Raw genomic sequence first — 19,820 nt, forward strand, 5'->3', positions numbered from 1 at the left:
ATCGGGGTAACCGGCACTGTGGGATCCCGGGTCGTCGCCAGGCTGAAAGCCCGCGGCGTGATGGCGGTCGAACTCGGCCCGGCATCCGGCATCGACCTCGATTCCGGAAGCTATTGGGCTGCAGCGCTGCACGCGGTTGATGTCGTGATCGACGTGTCCGAGCCAATCAGTCCCGAGGAGTCCACAGACATCACGGATGTGTTGGCGAGCGCCTCGTACAACCTCGTCACCGGTTGCGCTCGGCACGGTGTGCGCCGGCTCGTGGTGTTGACAATGGCGGGAATCGAGGAGTCGATCTTCGGCGACGTTCCTTACTATGTCGGCAAACGCGTGGCGAAAGAGATCGTGCTCGCCGGCCCGGTCCCCGCGACGATCGTGAAGTCCACTCAGTGGCACGAATTCGCTACCAGTCCCAGCGCCGTGACTTGCGGGGACGACGAGGTGGTGGTCGAGGACTGGCTCATTCAGCCGATTGCGGCGGACGTCGTCGCGGATGTGGTTGTTGAGGCGGGGCTGGCTCAAACACGGGCACCGCGGATAGTGACTGGGCCGCAGCCCATTCGGCTACCGGAGCCGGCCTCGAAACTCCTCGCCGCTCATGACGACCAACGCCGAGTGCGTCCAGTGCAGCCGGTGACGGCCGGGCTGGCCGAGGGCGCCTTGCTGGGGCGGCAGAACGCGATGGTTCTCGGCCCCGACGTCGAGACCTGGCTGAACCATCAGACCGCCGCTGATCCAACGGCCTCACCTGCCCTGGACCCGCCATCCGGCTTGGCTTTTGGCGAACGCTCAAAATAACTGCCGGTCTTCGTATTTCAAGTAGTCCAGGTACGCGGCTGCTGCTCCCTGATCGTTCGTCTTGTGTACACCTGATTCGCACTGTGGATACCACACTTCGTCAATCGGACAGTGCCGGTGCGGACACCATACTTATTGCGTTACAACGGAATTGATCGGACTGGCTGCTTCGGCCGGTGCCGCGGCAAACCGAAGAAGCGCAGAAGTAGCGGTTTGATGAATGACCTATAGGGTATTTCGCCCGCCATGCTGGGGCTCGAGCCACGACTCATCAAAAACATCCTGCTATGGCATGTTCACGGGTCCTGGACGCAAGCCTTCGTCGCGGGGCGGCACCGGTACCTCATCCCGACCACCGCCGACCGCGGCGCCGACGGACGCGGGCTCGCGGGGCGGTCGTGGCCGAACGCCCGGGAGGTCCCGCTCGAACGGTTGCGAGACCACGACATCGATCTGGTGGTGCTGCAGCGCCCACACGAGGTCTCCCTGGTCACTCGGTGCACGGGCCGCCGGCCGGGCAGCGATCTGCCGGCGGTCTACGTGGAGCACAACACGCCGCGCCCGTACGCCGAACACAGCCGCCACCCCATCGCGGACCGCGACGACATCTTGCTGGTCCACGTCACCGAGTTCAACGAGCTGATGTGGGACAACGGTCGCGCGCCAACCACTGTGATCGATCATGGGATGGCCGATCCCGGTGCGATGTACACCGGCGATGTTCTTCGCGTCGCCACGATGATCAACGAGCCGGTGCGCCGCGGCCGCACCGTGGGCACCGACTTGCTGGAGCCGCTGTCCACATACGGACAGATCGATGTGTGGGGCATCGGTAGCGATGTGCGGTATGGCTGCACCGGGGTTGTCGGCCGGGGCGATGTTGCTGCTCCGCAGCTGTGGCACGAGATCGCCCGGCGACGGGTGTATCTGCACACCGCCCGGTGGACATCGCTGGGACTTTCGCTCATCGAGGCCATGTTTCTCGGGATGCCGGTGGTCTCGGTGGGCAGCACCATGGCCCCGCTGATCCTTTCCAGTGCGGCCGGCGTGGTCAGTGCCAACGTCGTCACTCTCGGACAAGCCCTCCGGGACTTCCTCAACGATCGCGCCGCCGCGATGACCGCAGGCAAGGCAGCGCGCGAATCCGCTTTGGCACGCTTCGGTCTCGAGCGATTTCTCGCTGACTGGGACCACGTATTCCCTCGGGTGACCGAAGGTCACTGCAAGTAACGAAAAGGAGGCCGCATGAGGATCGCCATGATCTCGGAGCACGCCAGCCCGCTGGCACACCTAGGTGGCGTGGACGCGGGCGGCCAGAACGTCCACGTCGCCGAGTTGTCGGCCGCGCTGGCGCGGCGCGGCCACGACGTGGTGGTCTACACCCGCCGCGACGACTCGACGTCGCCCGATTGTGTCGATACCGGGCACGGATATTCGGTCGTGCATGTTCCCGCCGGACCACCTTCGCGGCTACCCAAAGACGCTCTGCTGCAGTACATGCCGGCGTTCGGAGACTTCCTCGCCGAGCACTGGTCGACCGACCCGCCCGCAGTGGCGCATGCGCATTTCTGGATGTCTGGTCTGGCCACATTGCGCGCGACCCGAACGCATCGGATCCCAACCGTTCAAACTTTCCACGCACTGGGCCTCACCAAGCGGTTGCACCAGGGCATCGATGACACCAGCCCGGACTGTCGCATCGAACTGGAGACCGTCGTCGCGCGCGCCGCCGACTGGGTCGCGGCCACCAGCACCGACGAAGTCTTCGAGCTGGCTCGGATGGGCCGCGCCCGGTCCCGGACGTCGGTCGTGCCGTGCGGGGTCGACGTCGATGCCTTCCAACCAAAAGGGCCGGCCGCGCCCCGGTCAGACTGTGGGCGCATCGTGTCCGTCGGACGCCTGGTGCCCCGCAAAGGTTTCGAGACGCTCATCCGCGCACTGCCGCAGATACCCGGTGCGGAGCTGGTGATCGTCGGTGGCCCGGAAAGCGCCGCACTGGCCGATGATTCGCACGCACAACACCTGCAGCGACTGGCCGCGGACCTGGGCGTCGGTGACCGTGTCCGGCTGCTCGGCGGGATCAGCCGCACCGAGATGCCTGCGGTCCTGCGTTCGGCCGATGTGGTGGCCTGCACTCCCTGGTACGAACCGTTCGGCATCGTGCCGCTGGAAGCGATGGCATGTGGTGCACCGGTGATCGCTGCTGCGGTAGGCGGAATCCGCGACACCGTGGTCGATGACGTGACCGGACTCTTGGTGCCACCGCGAGATCCGAACGCCGTGGCCGAAGCGGCCAACGCTCTGCTGCGCGACGGCTCGCGGCGCGCAGTGCTGGGAGACGCGGGCCGCCAGCGCGCCCGAGCCCGCTACACCTGGGACCGGGTGGCCGCCGACACCGAACGCATCTACGAAAAAGTGACGCCAGCCGGATTTCAGGCCAGTACCGCCAGCAGTCGCTCCGGATAGCCTCCGGATAGCCTCCGGATAGCCTCCGGATAGCCTTGTGGCTCAGTGTCCTTCGAGCAGGCGAACCGACCGCTCCACGGCCTCGGGCAGTCGACTACGCTCACGAACCACGGCCGGCAACGACGCCACAGCCTCCCCCAGGGCTAGGGCGTGCGCGGTGTCGCGGGCGGCCCACCACACCAGCGCGGCGGCGGCCCGAATGTACCGGCCCGCCGGCCTGCGTAGGCAAGCGGTCAAGAATTGGTTGCGCAGGACACGAGCATGCTGGGCCTGGCTTGTCGGCCTGGCCTGCGAGGGTTGGTGGTACGCCACCAGTGCCCGGCAGAAGCACAGATCCCACCCGTGCGAGGCGAGATCCCAAGCCAGCAAGTCCTCTTCACCGCGGAAGTGCAGAATGGGACTGAATCCACCGACGCCGTCGAACGCCACCTTGCGCACCATCGCCGAGCAGGCTTGGAAGCCCAGGATGGACGGGCCCGGCAGAGTTGGGTTGCGGCCCAGCGGGCTCTCGGCGAGAGCGGTGACCAGTGGATCGTCGCGGTGCTCCGGCCAGATCACCGTGCGGGCCGCCAACAGGGCGACGGTCGGATACCTGTCGAAGATCGATTCGGCGAGTTCGGTGGCGCCGGATGCCCACCACGAGTCGTCGTCGCAAAACGCGACATACGGCGTCCGGCACTGCGCCACACCGATGTTGCGGGCCACGGCACCTTCGTTGCGGTCCAACGGAATTATGGTCAGCCGCCCGCCGGAGCGCGCCGCGATGCGGCCCGCCGCCGCGGCGGTATCGTCGCTGGATCCATTGTCCACCACCAGGATCTCGCACGAATCAAGGTCGAGCAGCCGCTGCAACACGGCGCAGAGCTCGCCGGAGCGGTTCCGTGTCGCAATGACAAACGACGTTCGACATCCCAAGCCCATGCCCGGTGCTGCTACCCGCGAATCACCGCGCGAAACCCCGTTTCGTGCCGGACATCCCGGGTACCAGGCCACCGTGCTATCCCTATCGCGTGTTCTCGTCACCGGGGGTGCTGGTTTTCTGGGCGCCCACCTGTGCGATCGACTGTTGAACGCCGGCATCGAGGTGGTCAGCATCGACGACTTGTCCAGCAGCCTGGCTACCACTGCCGCCGAGCTTGCCACACGGCGGGGATATCATTTTGTGCAACAGGACATTTGCGACCCGGTTGCACTCCGAGAGGTCGGGGCCGACTTCGACGCCGTGTTCCATCTGGCCTCACCCGCGTCACCACCCGACTACCAACGCCGGCCGATCGCGACGCTGCGTACCGGGTCAGCCGGCACCGCGATGGCGTTGGAAGTGGCTCGTCGCGCCGGCGCCCGATTCGTATTGGCGTCGACCAGTGAGGTATACGGCGATCCCAGCGAACACCCGCAGTCCGAAAGTTACTGGGGCAACGTCAATCCCATTGGCCCGCGCAGCATGTACGACGAGGCCAAGCGCTATGCGGAGGCGCTGGCGTCGGCCTACCGGCGCGCCGGACTGGCCAACGTCGGCATCGCCCGGATCTTCAACACCTACGGGCCCGGCATGCGGCCAGACGATGGCCGCATGATTCCGACCTTCTGCTGTCAAGCGTTGAGCGGCAAGCCACTGACCGTGTCGGGCTCCGGGCTGCAGACCCGCTCGCTGTGCTACGTCGACGACACGATTTCCGCACTGCTCGCGCTGGCTCACAGCACGTTCAGCGGCCCGGTCAACATTGGCAACCCCACCGAACTCACCGTGCTCTCGGTGGCCGAACTCATTCGCGACCTCGCTGGAAGCGATTCTCCGATCGAATTCATCCCCGGGGTTGTCGACGACCCGTGGCGCAGGTGCCCCGACATCAGCGTCGCCCGGGCCCAGTTGGGTTGGCACCCCCAGGTGGATCAGCACACCGGGCTCAACAACACCTTGCAATGGTTTCGCACCGCGGGTGCGGACCGCGTACCGACGTCCGCTCCGACGGCGCGGTAGGAGAAGAAATGCGAATTCTCGGCATAAATGCGGTGTTTCACGACTCGGCGGCAGCCCTGGTAGTCGACGGCGAGGTGGTGGCGGCCGCAGAGGAAGAGCGGTTCTCGCGCCGCAAGCACGGCAAGCAGGCCGTCCCATTCGCTACCTGGGAGCTGCCCGTCGCGGCCACGCGATGGTGCCTCGACCACGCCGGGTTGGATCCGGCCGACATCGATGCCATCGGCTACTCCTACGACCCGGCGCTGATGTACGAGGAGCCGCTCGACCCGGCCGGGCTGGATGGGGAGTGGGAGGACCTGCGCACGTTGTATGCGCAACGTGCCCACCTATTTCTATCGGCCGCCATCCCCGGTATCAATCCCGCCGCGCTTCAACACGTCCGTCATCATGTCGCCCATGCCGCCTCCACGGCGCTCGCTTCACCACATCCTGATGCGGCGGTGTTGGTGGTCGATGGCCGCGGCGAACGGACGTCGATGCTCGCCGGGGTGTACCGCGAGCACAAGCTGGACGCACTGGCTTCCCAGCGGCTGCCCCACTCATTGGGGTTGCTCTACGAAAGCCTCACCCAACATCTGGGTTTCGCGCGATCGAGCGACGAGTACAAGGTGATGGCGATGGCGTCCTACGGGCGACCCACCTTCACCGATGAACTGCGCCGGCAGGTGTACGCCTGTGGCAACGGGGGATTCCGCACCGAGCCGATTGCGTGGGAGGAATTGGCGCCACGGCGGGAACCTCATGCCGATGCGCTGGACCCGGTGCACGCCGACCTCGCCTGCAGTGTGCAGCGTGTTATCGAGGACGTGTTGCTTGACCTGACGGGCTGGCTGCGCGAGAAGACCGACGCCGACGCACTTTGCCTGGCGGGCGGAGTAGCGCTGAATTGTGTTGCTAACAGCCGCATTTACTCCGAATCGGGATTCGATCGGGTGTGGGTGCAGCCGGCCTCAGGAGATTCCGGCACCGCACTGGGCGCGGCGCTCAACCTCGCCGCGGCCTACGGGGAACCGATCCTGCCAATGACCACCGCGCAGCTGGGCCGGGGCTGGTCCGACGACCAGATTCGGATTGCGCTCGACGCCGCCGCCGTCCGCTACGAGCGGCCGCACAACCTTGCCGCCGCCGTCGGTGACGCGCTCGCCGACAACCAGCTAGTCGGCTGGTTTCAGGGCCGGGCCGAATTCGGGCCCCGAGCGCTCGGCGGCCGATCGCTGCTGGCCGATCCCCGCAATGCGGCAAACCTCGAGCGCCTCAACGCGGTCAAAGGGCGTGAACAGTTCCGGCCCGTCGCGCCGATGGTGCTCGCCGAGCGGGCCGCCGAGATATTTTCCCGCGGTCCACTTCCCAGCCCGTACATGCTATTCGTGCACGATGTCGCCCCGCACTGGCGAGACCGCATCCCGGCGGTCACCCACGTCGACGGCACCGCCCGAATCCAGACGGTTGAGCAGTCGGCCGACCCCCGGCTGCACGCGACAATCCGCCGGTTCGCCGAGCACACCGGGGTTCCGGTGGTGGTCAACACCAGCTTCAACACCGCCGGCCGGCCGATGGTGGACACGCCGCGCGACGCACTCGAGGTCTTCGGCAGCTCCCCCATCGACGTGCTGGCTATCGGCCCCTACCTGCTCAGGCGGCCGCGGTGACAGTCGAATACACGATCGTGGTGCCGACTATCGGCCGGGACTCGTTGCACCGGTTGCTGTCTGAACTGGACCGCGATCGGGGTCCCGATCCGGTGGAGATCGTCCTGGTCGACGACCGGCCAGCGCCGAACACGCCCCTCGCGATTTCCGGTTCGCTGCCGACCCGCGTGGTGAGAAGTGGAGGTCGCGGACCCGCCGCTGCGCGCAATGCGGGCTGGCGTGCGGCCACCACCCGGTGGGTTTGTTTCCTCGACGACGATGTGGTGCCGGCGCCGGAGTGGAAATCGTCTCTGGCAGCCGACCTTCGGGCCGCTGACGCGGCCGGGGCCGCCGGTTCCCAGGGCAAGATTGAGGTGCCTGAGGTATCGGCGCGCCGACCCAGCGACGACGAACGCCGCACCTTGCGGCTCGCGTCGGCGCGCTGGATCACGGCCGACATGGCCTACCGTCGCGACCTGCTGGTCGCCGTCGGAGGTTTCGATGAGCGGTTTCCCCGGGCCTACCGTGAGGACTCCGACTTGGCAGTGCGCGTGGTAGGTGCGGGCGGGGTGATTGCCCGCGGTCTGCGGCGGTGCATCCATCCGGTGGCCGCGGCCACCTGGATGTCCAGTGTGCGGGCACAGGTGGGAAACCGCGACAACGCGTTGATGCGCCGCAAGCATGGGCGCTCGTGGCGCACCATGATCGGCGAGGGACCGGGCCGGATGCCCGCACACGTCGCGACCACCCTAGCCGGCGTCGCAGCCGTCGTCGCGGGGCTCGGGCGGCGGGGCCCGCTGGCCAAAATGGCCGGCGTGTTATGGCTTGGTTTGACAACGGAATTCGCGGCGCGGCGCTGGATAGCTGGGCCGCGCGGCGGCTACGAGGCGGCACGGCTGTGGTTCAGCAGCGCGCTCATCCCACCGGTCGCCGTCGGCCATCGATTGGCCGGTGAATGGGAGTTCCGGCGGGCCCGTCGAGATCCGCCGCTGGCGGTGTTACTGGACCGCGACGACACCATCATCGTCGACCAGCCCTATCTCAATGACCCCGCCCGAGTGCGCCCCACCGCCGGCGCGGTCAAGGCCTTGCAGCGACTACGCCGCCGCGGTCTCTTGCTCGCGGTGGTGACGAATCAGTCGGGCGTGGCACGCGGGCTTATCAGCGCAGAGCAGCTCGGTGCAGTCAATGCCCGGGTGGACGAGGTCCTCGGCCCCTTCGACGCCTGGCAGGTGTGTGTGCACGACGAGGACGACGAATGTGGTTGCCGCAAACCGCAACCGGGCATGGTGCTGGCCGCCGCCGAAGCGCTGTCCGTTCCGCCGGCGCGGTGCGTGCTGATCGGCGACACCGGTGGCGATGTACGGGCCGCACTCGCGGCCGAGGCCGAAGCGGTGCTGGTACCGACGGCACGGACGCTGCCCGTAGAAATCCAACACGCGCGTGAGCACGCGCGTGTTGCGGGCTCACTACAGGAAGCCGTTTCCCTGGTGCTGCGGGAGTGGCGATGAGTACCGCGGTCGTCGCACGCCTGGACAGCGCCGGTGACGTGCTCATCACCGGCCCGGCGGTGCGGGCGGTGGCCGACCGGCACGCCCGCGTGGTGATGTTGGCCGGACCCCGCGGTCAAGAGGCGGCCCGGTTGCTGGTGGGTGTCGATGAAGTCGTCGAATGGCAGGCACCGTGGGTGGATTTCGATTCGCCGGAATTGACTGCCGCACATGCCGATGATCTGATCAAGCAGCTTCGCGACATCGCGCCCGAGCGGGTGTACATCTTCACGTCGTTTCATCAATCGCCGCTGCCGTTGGCAATGCTGTGCCGAATGGCGTCGGTGCCGTGGGTGGGTGCCATCTGTACCGATTACCCCGGCAGCTTGCTGGAGCTACGCCATCAGGTGCCGGACGGAATTCCGGAGCCCCGGCGGGCATTGTCACTTGTCGGCGCTGCCGGCTGCGCACTGCCCGCCGGTGACGACGGTTGGTTGCGGATCCGCTACCCCGGCCCGGTTCCGCGGCGGTTGGCAATCCGGATCGGACGCGACCCCTTCGTGGTGTTCCATCCCGGTGCGGCAGCGCCTGCCCGCCGTCCCAGTCCGGATCGCAGCAAGTCCATGGTGGCAGCGCTGACCGAAGCCGGATACCGCGTCGTCGTCACGGGTGGCCCCGACGAAACCGCGTTGACTTCCGCAGTGGCCGCGGACTCGGCCGTCGACCTCGGCGGCCTCACCAGCCTCGGCGAACTCGCGGCGGTGTTCGCGTCCGCACGGGTGGTGGTCGCGCCCAATACCGGACCGGCGCATTTGGCTGCCGCCGTGGGAGCCGCGGTGGTATCGCTGTTCGCACCGGTCGTACCCGCCGCACAGTGGAGCCCATACGGCCAACGGGTGACCGTGCTCGGTGACCAGCACGCCGCATGCCGAGACAGCCGCGCCCGAACATGTCCACTACTGGGGCATCCGTGTTTGGACGGAATCACTGACGCCGAACTGCTTGCCGCCGTCCGGCGCGAAGGAGGACAGCCGTGATCGAGATGCATTTCGAGGCACTGCGACAGGCGGTGGAGCGCAACCGATCCCAGACGACGCGGCTACGCGAATGGGGTCAACAACTCGCGGGTGTGCTGATGAGCGGGGGTCGCCTGCTGGCTTGTGGCAACGGAGGAAGCGCAGCCGAGGCCCAGCATCTCACCGCCGAACTGGTCGGTCGCTTTCACGAAGAACGGATGCCGTTGTCGGCGATCGCATTACACGCCGATACGTCGGCGCTGACCGCGCTGACCAATGACTACGGCCCGGAAGAGATGTTCGCCCGCGGGGTACGCGCGCACGGTCGGCCCGGCGATGTCCTGGTGTCGTTGTCTACCAGCGGTTCCAGTCGCAACGTGCTCGCCGCGGTCAAAGCGGCCGACGACATCGGCATGATCACCTGGGCACTGACCGGGCCGGCACCCAACGAACTCGCGGCGATGTGCGATGAGGCCATCTGCGTGGAGGCACCGACCACCGCGACAGTGCAGGAAATTCACCTGATGCTTGTGCACGGACTGTGTATCGCCGTCGACGCCATACTACTGCGCTCGGAGCCGTCATGAAACCGCTTGTAATCGTGGGTGATTCACTCCTTGACGTCGACATCGAGGGGTCGGCTACCCGGCTGAGTCCGGAAGCGCCGGTGCCGGTGGTCGACGCCGAGCGGCTAGTTCAACGGCCGGGTGGGGCTGGGCTGGCCGCGTTGCTTGCGGCCCGAACCGAGACCGGGGTGACGTTGATCACCGGCCTCGCCGACGACGCGGCGGGTCGAGGGCTGTACAGCCTCCTGAGCACCGCCGGGGTCAGGGTACTGGCGCTGCCGATGACCGGATCGACCGTCATCAAAACCCGGATCCGGGCACGCGGCCAATCGGTGTTACGACTCGACCGGGGCGATGCCACGCCTGTCGATCTGCCGCTGAGCGAAGAGGCGACCACCGCGCTCGCCGATGCTCGCGCCATCTGTGTCGCTGACTACGGGGCAGGTGTCACCGCCCTGCCGCGAATCCGCGAGGCGCTGACACGGCTCGCGCCTCGGGTTCCGCTGGTGTGGGACCCACACCCCCGCGGCAGCGCACCGGTACCCGGCTGTGCCCTGGTGACCCCCAACGATGAAGAAGCACAACGATTTTGCGGCAGCACCTGGTCGGGTGATGCCGGGCAGACCCTGCTGGACACATGGCATGCCCGACTGGTCTGCATCACCCGCGGATCGCGCGGCGCGCGGGTGTATGGGGCCCACCGGGAGGTCACGAATATCGGTGTCCCCAGTGGCCTGGGAACGGCGGCCGCCGATGCCTGTGGGGCCGGCGACCGGTTCGCAGTTGCGGCCGCCGTGGCCCTGGGCGCAGGTGCCGACGGGGTTGCGGCGGTGCGTGCGGCCGTCGCCGACGCGGCACGGTTCGTGGCCACCGGTGGTGCCGGGGCCGTCTCAAGCCCCGTTCCCGGCGAGGCGGCGCAAGGCCTTTCTGCCCCAACACAACTGGAGGACCGCAGCCGCGTCGATGCGATCGCCCTGGCGGAGCGGTTGCGCCGCGACGGCCGGACCGTGGTGGCCACCGGTGGTTGCTTCGATCTTCTGCACACCGGGCACATCCGGTTGCTGCGGCAAGCACGCGAATTGGGCGACGCACTGATCGTGCTGGTCAATTCCGACGATTCGGTGCGGGCCCTGAAGGGCCCGGGCCGGCCGGTGATGCACGACGCCGACCGTGCTCGCGTCCTGGGCGCACTGGCTTGCGTCGACGCGGTAGCGATCTTCGATTCCCCCACTCCCGAGAACCTCCTGGACGTGCTGCGCCCCGACGTCTGGGTGAAGGGCGGCGACTACGTCGCTTCCGAATTGCCCGAATCCGAGCTGGTGCGTCGGCACGGCGGCGAGGTCGTCATTCTGCCCACCGTCGCCGGCTATTCGTCGTCACGCCTGATCGCGGCGGCAAGCGCCGGCGGCTCACTTAGCGAAAGGTATTGATATGACTGATTCTTCAACACACCCCGCCGGCACCATCCGGACGGGTGGCGTGCTCATCACCGGTGGCGCGTCCGGCCTGGGTGCCAGCACCGTCGCGGCGATCCACCGGCGCGGCGGCACACCGCTGGTGATCGACAAGAAGCCACCGGCCGCCGATGTACCCTTCGCCAACTGCGATCTGGCCGACACCAGCGCGGTCGCCGCCGCCGTCGAGTCGCTGGCCGAACAGGTAGACGGCCAGATCACCGGCGTGTTCACCGCGGCGGGCATCGACTCCTGCGGCGCCCTCGATCAGGTACCCGCCAAAGATTGGGAGCAGGTCATTGCGGTCAATCTCGTCGGTACCGCGGCCGTCGTCCGCGCCGCGCTGCCTTACCTGAAGGCCACCCGCGGACGCATCGTGACTTGTGCGTCGACCTTGGGCATCAAGGCGGTCGGTGATGCCACCGCGTATTGCGCATCCAAATTCGGTGTCGTGGGCTTCACTCGAGCGCTGGCGGCGGAGCTCGCCGGGCAGGTCGGCGTCACCCTGCTCATCCCCGGCGGCATGCACACGCCGTTCTTCGACGGGCGGACCGAACAGTACAAGCCGCCGGCAGACGCCAAGCTCAACCAGCCCGACGACGTTGCCGAGACGGTGGTATTCGCCCTCTCCCAGCCGGCCGGCTGCGAGGTCCGCGAGATGGTCGTCTGCACCTCCACCGAGTCGTCGTGGCCCTGACGCTGCGCGCCGGTGCTGCCGACAGCGTGGTGGTGTTACGTGCTCTGGGGCTCGGCGACTTACTGACCGCGGTGCCCGCGCTGCGCGGACTGCGCCGCCACTGCCCTGACGCCCACATCGTGCTCGCGGCCCCGTCCCGCTATCGCGAGCTCGCCCTGCTCACCGGTGCGGTGGACGAGCTGCTGCCGACCGCGTGCCTCCGGGATCGGCGGATGTTGCCGCGGCCACCGGCCATGGCGATCAACTTGCACGGCTGCGGGCCGGAAAGCATTGACCACGTGCTGGGTTGGCAGCCGAGGCAGGTGCTGACGCACAGTCATCGACTGCATCCCACGCTTCCCGGTCCGCCCTGGCGCACCGACCAACACGAGGTCGATCGCTGGTGCGCGCTGCTCGAGTGGGCCGGAATCCCGTGCGACGCCGCCGATAGCAGCCTGCCACGCCCCATGCTGCCGTTTGAGCCGGTCGGAGCCGTGGTGATCCACCCCGGCGCGTCGGCACCGGCGAGGCGATGGCCGGTGGAACGCTTCGCCGCGGTGGCAGCGGCGCTCAGCGACGAGGGCTATGAGATCGTGATCACCGGCTCCTCCGACGAATTCGCGCTGGCGCACGACGTCGCCCTCGCTGCGGGACTGCCGCGGACGTCCGTGATGTCGGGGCTGCTTGACATCCCCGCCCTGACCGCCCTGGTCAGCGACAGTCGCCTGGTGATCTGTGGTGACACCGGAATCGGCCACCTCGCCGCGGCGACCGGCACCCCATCGGTGGTGTTGTTCGGCCCGACCGCACCCGACCGCTGGGGCCCGCGCGGGACGGCGCCACATATTGCGCTGTGGGCGAAACACTTTGGTGATCCGCACGCCAGCACACCGCACGAGGGCCTGCTGCGCATCACGGTCGACAGTGTGCTGGAGGCCAGCCACCGAGTTTTGGGGGAGACCGCATGATTACCGCACCACGCGTCGGGGTGGTCGGCGCCGGCTACGTTGGACTGACCACCGCCGTCTGCATCGCCGAGCGCGGCCTGCAAATCGTTGCGGTCGACGTAGATCCCGACCGGGTACGGAAGTTCTCGGCGGGAGTCTCGGTGATCGACGAACCCGACTTGCCGCGGCTGCTGAACAACGGCCTAACCCGCGGGCTGCTGACGTTCAGTGTCGACTACGCGACCCTGTCCGACTGCGACATCGTCTTCGTGTGTGTTCCCACCCCCAGCGCCGAAGACGGCCAAGCCGAACTGACCGCGGTGGTGTCAGCGGTCGACCAACTCGGCGCCGTCCTGCGGCGCGGCGCCATCGTCGCACTGAAATCCACTGTGCCGGTGGGCACCACGTCCGCCATGGCAGAGCGACTGGTGGACAGGGGTATTCGCGTGGTGTCCACACCCGAATTCCTGCGTGAAGGGCGCGCCATCCAGGACTTTCGCCACCCCGACCGGTTGGTCATCGGCACGCGGGACGAGGCCGCGGCCCAGGTCGTGCAACACGCCTACGGCCTGGGCGCCGCAACCGTGCTCAGGATGAGTCCCGAGAGCGCCGAACTGGCGAAGTACGCCAGCAACGCATTTCTTGCTGTCAAACTCTCGTACACGAATTCGCTGGCGACCCTGTGCACTCGAGTCGGCGCCGACATCGGCGACGTCACGGCGTGTATGGGCGCGGACAGCCGAATCGGGTCGGAATTTCTGCGGCCCGGTCCGGGATGGGGCGGCTCCTGTCTCCCCAAGGACACTGCGGCGCTGGCCCACATCGCACGCGGACACGACATGTGCTTCGCCGAGGTCGAGGCGGCGCGCGGCACCAATAGCGCGCAGGCTCAACGGATTTCCGCGGCACTGCGACGTGCGATGGGCCGACCATTGACGGGTTGCCGGATCACCGCGCTGGGCTTGACCTTCAAGGCCGCCACCAGCGATACCCGTGAGTCGCCCGCGCTTGCCGCATGCGCGGAACTGAGCCGCGGTGGGGCACAAGTAATGGGTTATGACCCGCGACTGCAAAGCATCGACCCGGCGATCCTGCAACGAGTGGGAGTGACCGCGGTGGACGAGCCGTATCGGGCCGCGAAGGCGGCCGAGGCCATCGTGGTGTTGACCGAGTGGCCGCTGTTCCGCAACCTCGACTGGTGCGCCGTCGCACGCGAAGCGCCCCTGGCAGTCGTCCTGGACACCAGGAACATGCTGCAGCGCGAGGCCGTGCAAGCCAGCGGGCTCACCTACCTGGGAAACGGTCTGCCGCAAGGCTATTGATCGGCGGTCAGCCGTCCTGGCTGCGCGCTTCGGCACCCGTCTCGCCGCTGCCGAAGTCATCGTCGGCCGAGGCTCGGCCAACATAACTGCCGTCACTGTCGTTGCGACTCGCGCGCGACCCGGCAACATTGGGATCGGGGTCGATGTCTTCCTCGGATTTCTCGGCCTTGGCACGGTGTTTCCCGGTCATCGTGGGCCCTTCCTCACTCGTACGGTGGATATGTGCCGCCGTGCAACACGCCGGCAAGGTGCACGGCATTGCGCGCGGCAGCGGCGGTCGCCGAGGCGACCGCGTCGGGGACCTTATCCAGATCTCGGTAGTCGGTGGTTTGCATCGCTTCACCGTTCCAATAGGTACTGGCCTGTGCCGAGATCGTGTACCCGATGTCATTGAGCGCCTGGAACGCATCCGCGGTGACCTTGTGGGCGCCATCCTCGTTCCCGACGACCGCCACCATCGCAACCTTACCGACCATCGCCGGGCGGCCGGCGTCATCGGTGTTGGAAAGCTCGGCGTCCAACCGCTCCAGGATGCGCTGCGCCACGCTGGACATGTGGCCCAGCCACACCGGTGTCGCCAGCACCAAAATGTCGGCGCCGAGCACCTTCTCGCGCAGTTGTGGCCACTGGTCACCCGGCCCCATATCGGCTTCCACCCCGGGCTTTATCGCGTAGTCGACGCAGCGGATCGACTCACAGTGCGCGCCGGCACCGCGCATCTGCTCGAGCACGTGCTCGGCGATCAGCTCACTGCTCGACGGCGCCGGACTGGGTTTGAGACTGCAGACCAAAGCCACCACTGTCGGTGTACCGTCCCGCGCTGAACCTTCGATAGACATCTGCGCGGCGTACCCGTTGACCTACCGAGCAAACCGCGCCCGATGGAGCGGACGCACCTGACCGAATCCAGCGCTCGGGTCCGACCCAGTCTCTACGCACAGTCACAGGTTTCGAACACGCTTAATGGCCACCTTTGGGGGTACTTCGTCACGCGTGGGAAGTGGCCGGCACGGTGGCTTCCGCCTTCCCACCGACAGCTCAAGAGAGGATGACGAGTGTCTAAGCAAGAGGTCAGTGACTACCTATTGGAGCGGCTGCGGGCGTGGGGCGTTGAACACGTTTTCGGCTATCCGGGCGACGGCATCAACGGACTTCTCGCCGCGTGGGGACGCGCGGACAATCAACCGAAGTTCATCCAGGCACGCCACGAAGAGATGAGCGCATTCGAGGCGGTCGGCTACGCCAAGTTCACCGGGCGGGTCGGGGTATGTGTGGGCACCTCGGGCCCGGGCGCGATCCATCTGCTCAACGGACTTTACGACGCCAAACTCGACCACGTCCCGGTGGTGGCAATCGTCGGGCAGACCAACCGCAGCGCCATGGGCGGCTCCTATCAGCAGGAGGTCGACCTGATGAGTCTGTTCAAGGACGTTGCCAGCGATTACCTCCAAATGATCACGGTCCCAGAGCAACTGCCCAATGTGCTGGATCGCGCCATCCGGGTCGCGATGACGCAGCGAGCCCCGACCGCGCTGATCATCCCCGCCGATGTCCAGGAATTGCCGTATTCGCCGCCCACCCACGCCTTCAAGATGGTTCCGTCCAGCCTGGGTATCGAGTACCCAGCGATCTCCCCCGGCGATGCCGCGATCGGCCGGGCCGCCAAGTTGCTCAATGACGGAAAAAAGGTCGCCATCCTGGTAGGCAACGGCGCACGTGATGCCAACGCCGAGATCGCCGAGGTCGCGGAGCTGCTCGGTGCCGGCGCGGCCAAGGCGCTACTTGGCAAGGATGTGCTTTCCGACGAATGGCCTTGGGTGACAGGCTCTATCGGGCTGCTGGGCACCCGGCCCAGCTACGAGATGATGCGTGATTGCGACACCCTGCTGACAGTGGGATCCAGCTTCCCCTATACCCAATTTTTGCCCGAGTTCGACCAATGCCGGGCGGTGCAGATCGATGTCGACGGCCGATTCATCGGCATGCGCTTCCCCTACGAGGTCAATGTGGTTGCCGACGCCAAGACCGCGCTGCAGGCGCTGATCCCCCACTTGCGCCGCAAGGAAGACCGATCGTGGCGGGAGGGCATCGAGAAAAATGTTGCCCGCTGGTGGGAGACGATGGACAAGGAAGCCAAAGTCAGCGCTCACCCGATCAACCCGCTGCGACTGTTCTCGGAGCTTTCGCCGCAACTGCCGGATGACGCGATTGTGACAGCCGACTCCGGCTCGGCGGCAAACTGGTATGCACGTAACCTAAAGTTTCGCGGGAACATTCGCGGGTCACTGTCGGGAACCCTCGCGACGATGGGCCCCGGCGTCCCCTACGCCATCGGAGCCAAATTTGCTCACCCGCGACGACCCGTCATCGCATTCGCCGGCGATGGCGCCATGCAGATGAACGGCATGGCCGAACTGATCACGATCAAGCGGTACTGGCAGGAGTGGGACGATCCGCGTCTGATCGTGGCTATCCTGCACAACAATGACCTCAACCAGGTCACCTGGGAAATGCGGGCTATGGCGGGCGCCCCGAAATTCGCCGAGTCGCAAGTCCTTCCCGATGTTGACTTCGCCGCTTTCGCGTCCGGACTGGGCCTGAACGCGATGGTCATCAAGGACCCCGAGGAGCTGGCAGGCGCTTGGCGCGAGGCCTTATCGGCCGATCGCCCCACGGTGCTCGATGTCTACACCGATCCCGACATGCCGCCGATCCCGCCGCACGCCACCTGGGATCAATTCAAGGCAGCCGCCACCGCCGTGTTGTCCGGGGACGAGGACCGTGCGGGATTCGTCAAGCAGGGCCTGAAAACGAAGGTGCAGGAGTTCCTGCCGCACAAGAACAGCTGACGAGCCGGCTCAGCTCGCCGAACGCAGCTGAGCCGAACGGGCGCTGCGCAGATCGTCCACGAACGCCTGGTACGCCTCGTCGCGGCGACCGCTGCGGTCGCGCAGCACCGCCGAGGGGTGCACGGTCGCGACTACGGCCGGCCCCGCGGCGATCGCTGCCGGTAACGTCAAGACCTCACCTCGGTGAGTCGACACTCGAAATGTCGCTCCCAGCAAGGACTGCGCGGCCGTGGCGCCCAGACACACGATCACCTGCGGACGGATCACTTCGATCTCGGCCAATAGCCAGGGGCGGCACGCAACCACCTCGGTGCGGTTGGGCTTCTGGTGGATCCGCCGTTTGCCGCCCTTGCGGGTGAATTTGAAATGCTTGACCGCATTGGTCTGATACGTGATGCCCGGATCGATGTCGGCGTCGTTGAGCGCGCGCGCCAGCAATCTGCCCGCGGGACCCACGAATGGCAGCCCCGCCCTATCTTCCTGATCCCCCGGCTGCTCACCGATCAGCATGATGGGCGATTTGGCCTTGCCATGGCCGAAAACCGTTTGCGTAGCATTCTCGAAAAGGGAACAGCCTTCACATTTTTCGGCCGCCGTCTGCAGCGCGCGAAGCGAACGCGTTGTGGGCAGAAACGGTTCGGCGGTCGGCTTGGCCGCGGTCATCGGCGGCCGAATCGCAAGTAGCCCGGGAACGTCATGTTCCCGGGCATACCCTTGCCACGGTTCGCGAAACGAATCAGCCCTTGCCGACGATGGCGTCGCGCGCCCGGTCCAGCATGGCCGCGAACGGCCCGGCGACGAGATTCGCCAGTTGCGACTCGACCCCGGCGTGTGGTCGGGTGGGTGCGATTGCTTCGGCCAGCTTGGCGGCACGGCCCATGCTCTGCAACTCTTCGCTGCTCAATTCCTGTCCCAGCCGGGTGAACTCGTCTTTCTCCTCGTGCTCGGCGTGGTCGAGCACGGCGTCGCGCAGCTCGGTCAGCATCCGGGTGAACTCGGGGCTGTCGACGTCGAGCTTCTCCAGCTGCTGCAGCGTCGTCTTGGCCTCGTGCTCCTCTTCGAGCCGTTGCTCGACCACGGCCGCTCCGTCGGCGATCTTCCGCTTCGCCCGCGGGTGGACGATTTCCTCCTCGACGGTTTCATGCACGGCAAGCAACCGGCGTAGGTCGACGAATGCCTTTTCCCGAGCGTCCCCGGAGGCCGAAAGTACCTTAGCGAACAGCGATTTGATCTGCTCGTGCTGACTAGAGAGAAAGTCGACCACATCGGTGGGCGACATGACGGCGGCGTGAGCCATAAAGTCCTCCCAAAGAGATCTTTCTGATAGCGCGCCGGACTGTTTCGCGCGCCTGCAATCGGCTACCCACCACCCGGATCGCGAAACATCCGCCAGGTCAGGGCGGTCAGTGTGTCCTGGCGGGTTCGATCAGCGCTCCGGTTTCCCGCAGTGCGTCGATCTGATCGCCGGTGAGGCCGACCTCTTTGAGGATCTCGTCGTTGTGCTCGCCTTGACGCGCCGGCACCTGCACCGCCAGGGTGCCGTCGTGGCCGCTGAAATGCCAGGGCGGCGCGGGGATGGTGATGCTGCCGCCATGTCGGTCGGGGACTTCGCGGGTGATCCCCCAGTCTTTGGCCCACTCGGTTGCACTGAACTCGGCGATGTCACGGAGTTGACCGGTGGCGATTTTCGCCTCGTCGAATTGCGCATCGAGCGAGTCCATGGAGTCGAAGCTGTAAATCCAGGTCTGCACGATCGCGTGCAGCTCCGCCAGGTGCTGGCGGCGCAGTTCGGGCGTGCGGAACCGTGGGTCGTCGGCCAGGTCCGGGCGCCGCATGGCGCGCAGATAGAATGGGAAGCTCATGCTGCCCACCAGACTCATCGGCGAAACAAACTGCTGGCCTTCGGGACTGGTGAAGAACGCGCAGTCGGTGGCCCCCAGGATCGGTGTCTCGGCGCCTAGCTCGTCGGCGCCGGAAAGATCGTAATGCACGCGCTCGTTGAGTGAGGTGAGCACCGCGGCCATTGCCACGTCGATGTATTGGCCCTCGCCGGTGACGCGGCGATGGTGCAACGCCGCCAGGACCGCGATCGCGGCATGCAGCCCGGCGTAGACGTCGCCGTGCGAGAGTGCGTCCGAGCGTCGATCTGCCCCCTCAACCCCAAACTGCTGCAACGTGTTCCGGGTGAACCCGACTTCGGCTTGTACGGTCGGCGCATACGCCATCCGGGTCCGCCACGGTCCGGTTTGGCCGTAGCCGCTGATCGAGGCGTAGACCACGGCGGGATTGCGCGCGGCGACCGAGTCGTAGCCCAGGCCGAACGACGCCAGCGCACCGGGACGAAAATTCTCGACGACGACGTCGGCGCCGTCGCACAACCGCAGGACCGCCTCGCGGGCCGCGGGCACGTTGAGATCGATGCTCAGATTGCGTTTACCCGCGTTCTGCTGTGCGTAGTAGCCGCTAATTTCGTCGAGGCGCGGAAAGGCCGCCCGACTGATATCTCCCCGTGGTGGTTCGATTTTGATGACCTCGGCACCGAGGTCGAGGAGATGCTTGGTGCAGTGCGGGCCGGCCAACACCCGGGTGAAATCGATGACCCGGATTCCCTCGAGCGGCAGCGCCAT

The 19,820-nt window shown here is 66.7% G+C and carries 19 protein-coding genes; 13 read left to right on the top strand and 6 right to left on the bottom strand.

All coding sequences use genetic code 11. From position 1 onward, the window contains the following. Positions 1 to 18 precede the first annotated feature (18 nt). The 3 genes from G6N33_RS05630 (at position 19) to G6N33_RS05640 (ending at position 3,264) form a co-directional block, all read left to right on the top strand. Complete coding sequence (locus G6N33_RS05630) at positions 19 to 798, top strand: SDR family oxidoreductase (RefSeq protein WP_231382573.1); 780 nt, start codon at positions 19 to 21, stop codon at positions 796 to 798. A 246-nt stretch (positions 799 to 1,044) separates the two neighbouring features. After that, positions 1,045 to 2,028, top strand: coding sequence for a glycosyltransferase (locus G6N33_RS05635; protein WP_044510209.1), 984 nt, complete (start codon positions 1,045 to 1,047; stop codon positions 2,026 to 2,028). Between the two features lie 15 nt (positions 2,029 to 2,043). Then, on the top strand, positions 2,044 to 3,264 hold the full coding sequence (locus tag G6N33_RS05640) for a glycosyltransferase (RefSeq protein WP_044510208.1): 1,221 nt from the start codon (positions 2,044 to 2,046) through the stop codon (positions 3,262 to 3,264). A gap of 42 nt (positions 3,265 to 3,306) precedes the next feature. Here G6N33_RS05640 and G6N33_RS05645 read toward each other — a convergent pair whose 3' ends face one another. Continuing rightward, positions 3,307 to 4,185, bottom strand: coding sequence for a glycosyltransferase family 2 protein (locus tag G6N33_RS05645; RefSeq protein ID WP_044510206.1), 879 nt, complete (start codon positions 4,183 to 4,185; stop codon positions 3,307 to 3,309). On the opposite strand from G6N33_RS05645, the gene G6N33_RS05650 reads away from it, so the two are divergent. The 9 genes from G6N33_RS05650 to G6N33_RS05690 are packed head-to-tail and all read left to right on the top strand — an operon-like array spanning position 4,154 to position 14,344. After that, entirely contained in the window at positions 4,154 to 5,245 is a 1,092-nt protein-coding gene (locus tag G6N33_RS05650) for an NAD-dependent epimerase/dehydratase family protein (protein WP_044510204.1), read from the top strand. The two genes, G6N33_RS05645 and G6N33_RS05650, sit on opposite strands and share 32 nt — an antisense overlap. Before the next feature lie 8 nt (positions 5,246 to 5,253). Beyond that, positions 5,254 to 6,894, top strand: coding sequence for a carbamoyltransferase family protein (locus tag G6N33_RS05655; RefSeq protein ID WP_044510202.1), 1,641 nt, complete (start codon positions 5,254 to 5,256; stop codon positions 6,892 to 6,894). Beyond that, positions 6,891 to 8,384, top strand: coding sequence for an HAD-IIIA family hydrolase (locus tag G6N33_RS05660; RefSeq protein ID WP_044510201.1), 1,494 nt, complete (start codon positions 6,891 to 6,893; stop codon positions 8,382 to 8,384). The genes G6N33_RS05655 and G6N33_RS05660 overlap by 4 nt, the downstream gene beginning before the upstream one ends. Further along, positions 8,381 to 9,400 carry a glycosyltransferase family 9 protein gene (locus G6N33_RS05665; protein ID WP_044512957.1) on the top strand — a complete coding sequence of 340 codons (1,020 nt, stop codon included), beginning with the start codon at positions 8,381 to 8,383 and terminating at the stop codon, positions 9,398 to 9,400. Before G6N33_RS05660 ends, G6N33_RS05665 begins: the two co-directional genes overlap by 4 nt. Then, positions 9,397 to 9,966, top strand: a complete 570-nt coding sequence (locus tag G6N33_RS05670; RefSeq protein ID WP_044510200.1) for a D-sedoheptulose-7-phosphate isomerase — start codon at positions 9,397 to 9,399, stop codon at positions 9,964 to 9,966. Before G6N33_RS05665 ends, G6N33_RS05670 begins: the two co-directional genes overlap by 4 nt. Beyond that, positions 9,963 to 11,375 carry a PfkB family carbohydrate kinase gene (locus G6N33_RS05675; protein ID WP_044510198.1) on the top strand — a complete coding sequence of 471 codons (1,413 nt, stop codon included), beginning with the start codon at positions 9,963 to 9,965 and terminating at the stop codon, positions 11,373 to 11,375. Before G6N33_RS05670 ends, G6N33_RS05675 begins: the two co-directional genes overlap by 4 nt. 1 nt (position 11,376) lies before the next feature. Then, positions 11,377 to 12,096 (top strand): SDR family oxidoreductase, encoded by a 720-nt coding sequence (locus G6N33_RS05680; protein ID WP_044510197.1) that lies wholly within the window; start codon positions 11,377 to 11,379, stop codon positions 12,094 to 12,096. Next, positions 12,087 to 13,043: a glycosyltransferase family 9 protein gene (locus G6N33_RS05685; protein ID WP_231382571.1), complete on the top strand. Its 957-nt coding sequence runs from the start codon at positions 12,087 to 12,089 to the stop codon at positions 13,041 to 13,043. The genes G6N33_RS05680 and G6N33_RS05685 overlap by 10 nt, the downstream gene beginning before the upstream one ends. After that, positions 13,040 to 14,344 (top strand): UDP-glucose dehydrogenase family protein, encoded by a 1,305-nt coding sequence (locus G6N33_RS05690; protein ID WP_044510195.1) that lies wholly within the window; start codon positions 13,040 to 13,042, stop codon positions 14,342 to 14,344. The genes G6N33_RS05685 and G6N33_RS05690 overlap by 4 nt, the downstream gene beginning before the upstream one ends. Before the next feature lie 7 nt (positions 14,345 to 14,351). Here G6N33_RS05690 and G6N33_RS05695 read toward each other — a convergent pair whose 3' ends face one another. Then, positions 14,352 to 14,534 (bottom strand): hypothetical protein, encoded by a 183-nt coding sequence (locus G6N33_RS05695; protein WP_044510193.1) that lies wholly within the window; start codon positions 14,532 to 14,534, stop codon positions 14,352 to 14,354. Between the two features lie 13 nt (positions 14,535 to 14,547). Next, on the bottom strand, positions 14,548 to 15,183 hold the full coding sequence (locus tag G6N33_RS05700) for a flavodoxin family protein (protein WP_044510192.1): 636 nt from the start codon (positions 15,181 to 15,183) through the stop codon (positions 14,548 to 14,550). A 216-nt stretch (positions 15,184 to 15,399) separates the two neighbouring features. On the opposite strand from G6N33_RS05700, the gene G6N33_RS05705 reads away from it, so the two are divergent. Further along, complete coding sequence (locus G6N33_RS05705) at positions 15,400 to 17,193, top strand: thiamine pyrophosphate-requiring protein (protein WP_044510190.1); 1,794 nt, start codon at positions 15,400 to 15,402, stop codon at positions 17,191 to 17,193. A gap of 9 nt (positions 17,194 to 17,202) precedes the next feature. On the opposite strand, the gene G6N33_RS05710 is transcribed toward G6N33_RS05705, so the two are convergent. The 3 genes from G6N33_RS05710 to G6N33_RS05720 form a co-directional block, all read right to left on the bottom strand. Beyond that, a complete protein-coding gene (locus tag G6N33_RS05710) occupies positions 17,203 to 17,856 on the bottom strand; it encodes a UdgX family uracil-DNA binding protein (protein ID WP_044510188.1) in 654 nt (217 codons plus the stop codon). Between the two features lie 73 nt (positions 17,857 to 17,929). Next, on the bottom strand, positions 17,930 to 18,490 hold the full coding sequence (locus G6N33_RS05715; protein ID WP_044510187.1) for a hemerythrin domain-containing protein: 561 nt from the start codon (positions 18,488 to 18,490) through the stop codon (positions 17,930 to 17,932). Positions 18,491 to 18,596: 106 nt separating this feature from the next. Next, positions 18,597 to 19,820, bottom strand: a complete 1,224-nt coding sequence (locus G6N33_RS05720) for a CaiB/BaiF CoA transferase family protein (protein WP_044510185.1) — start codon at positions 19,818 to 19,820, stop codon at positions 18,597 to 18,599.

The organism is Mycobacterium simiae, from assembly GCF_010727605.1.
GTDB classification, from domain to species: Bacteria; Actinomycetota; Actinomycetes; order Mycobacteriales; family Mycobacteriaceae; genus Mycobacterium; species Mycobacterium simiae.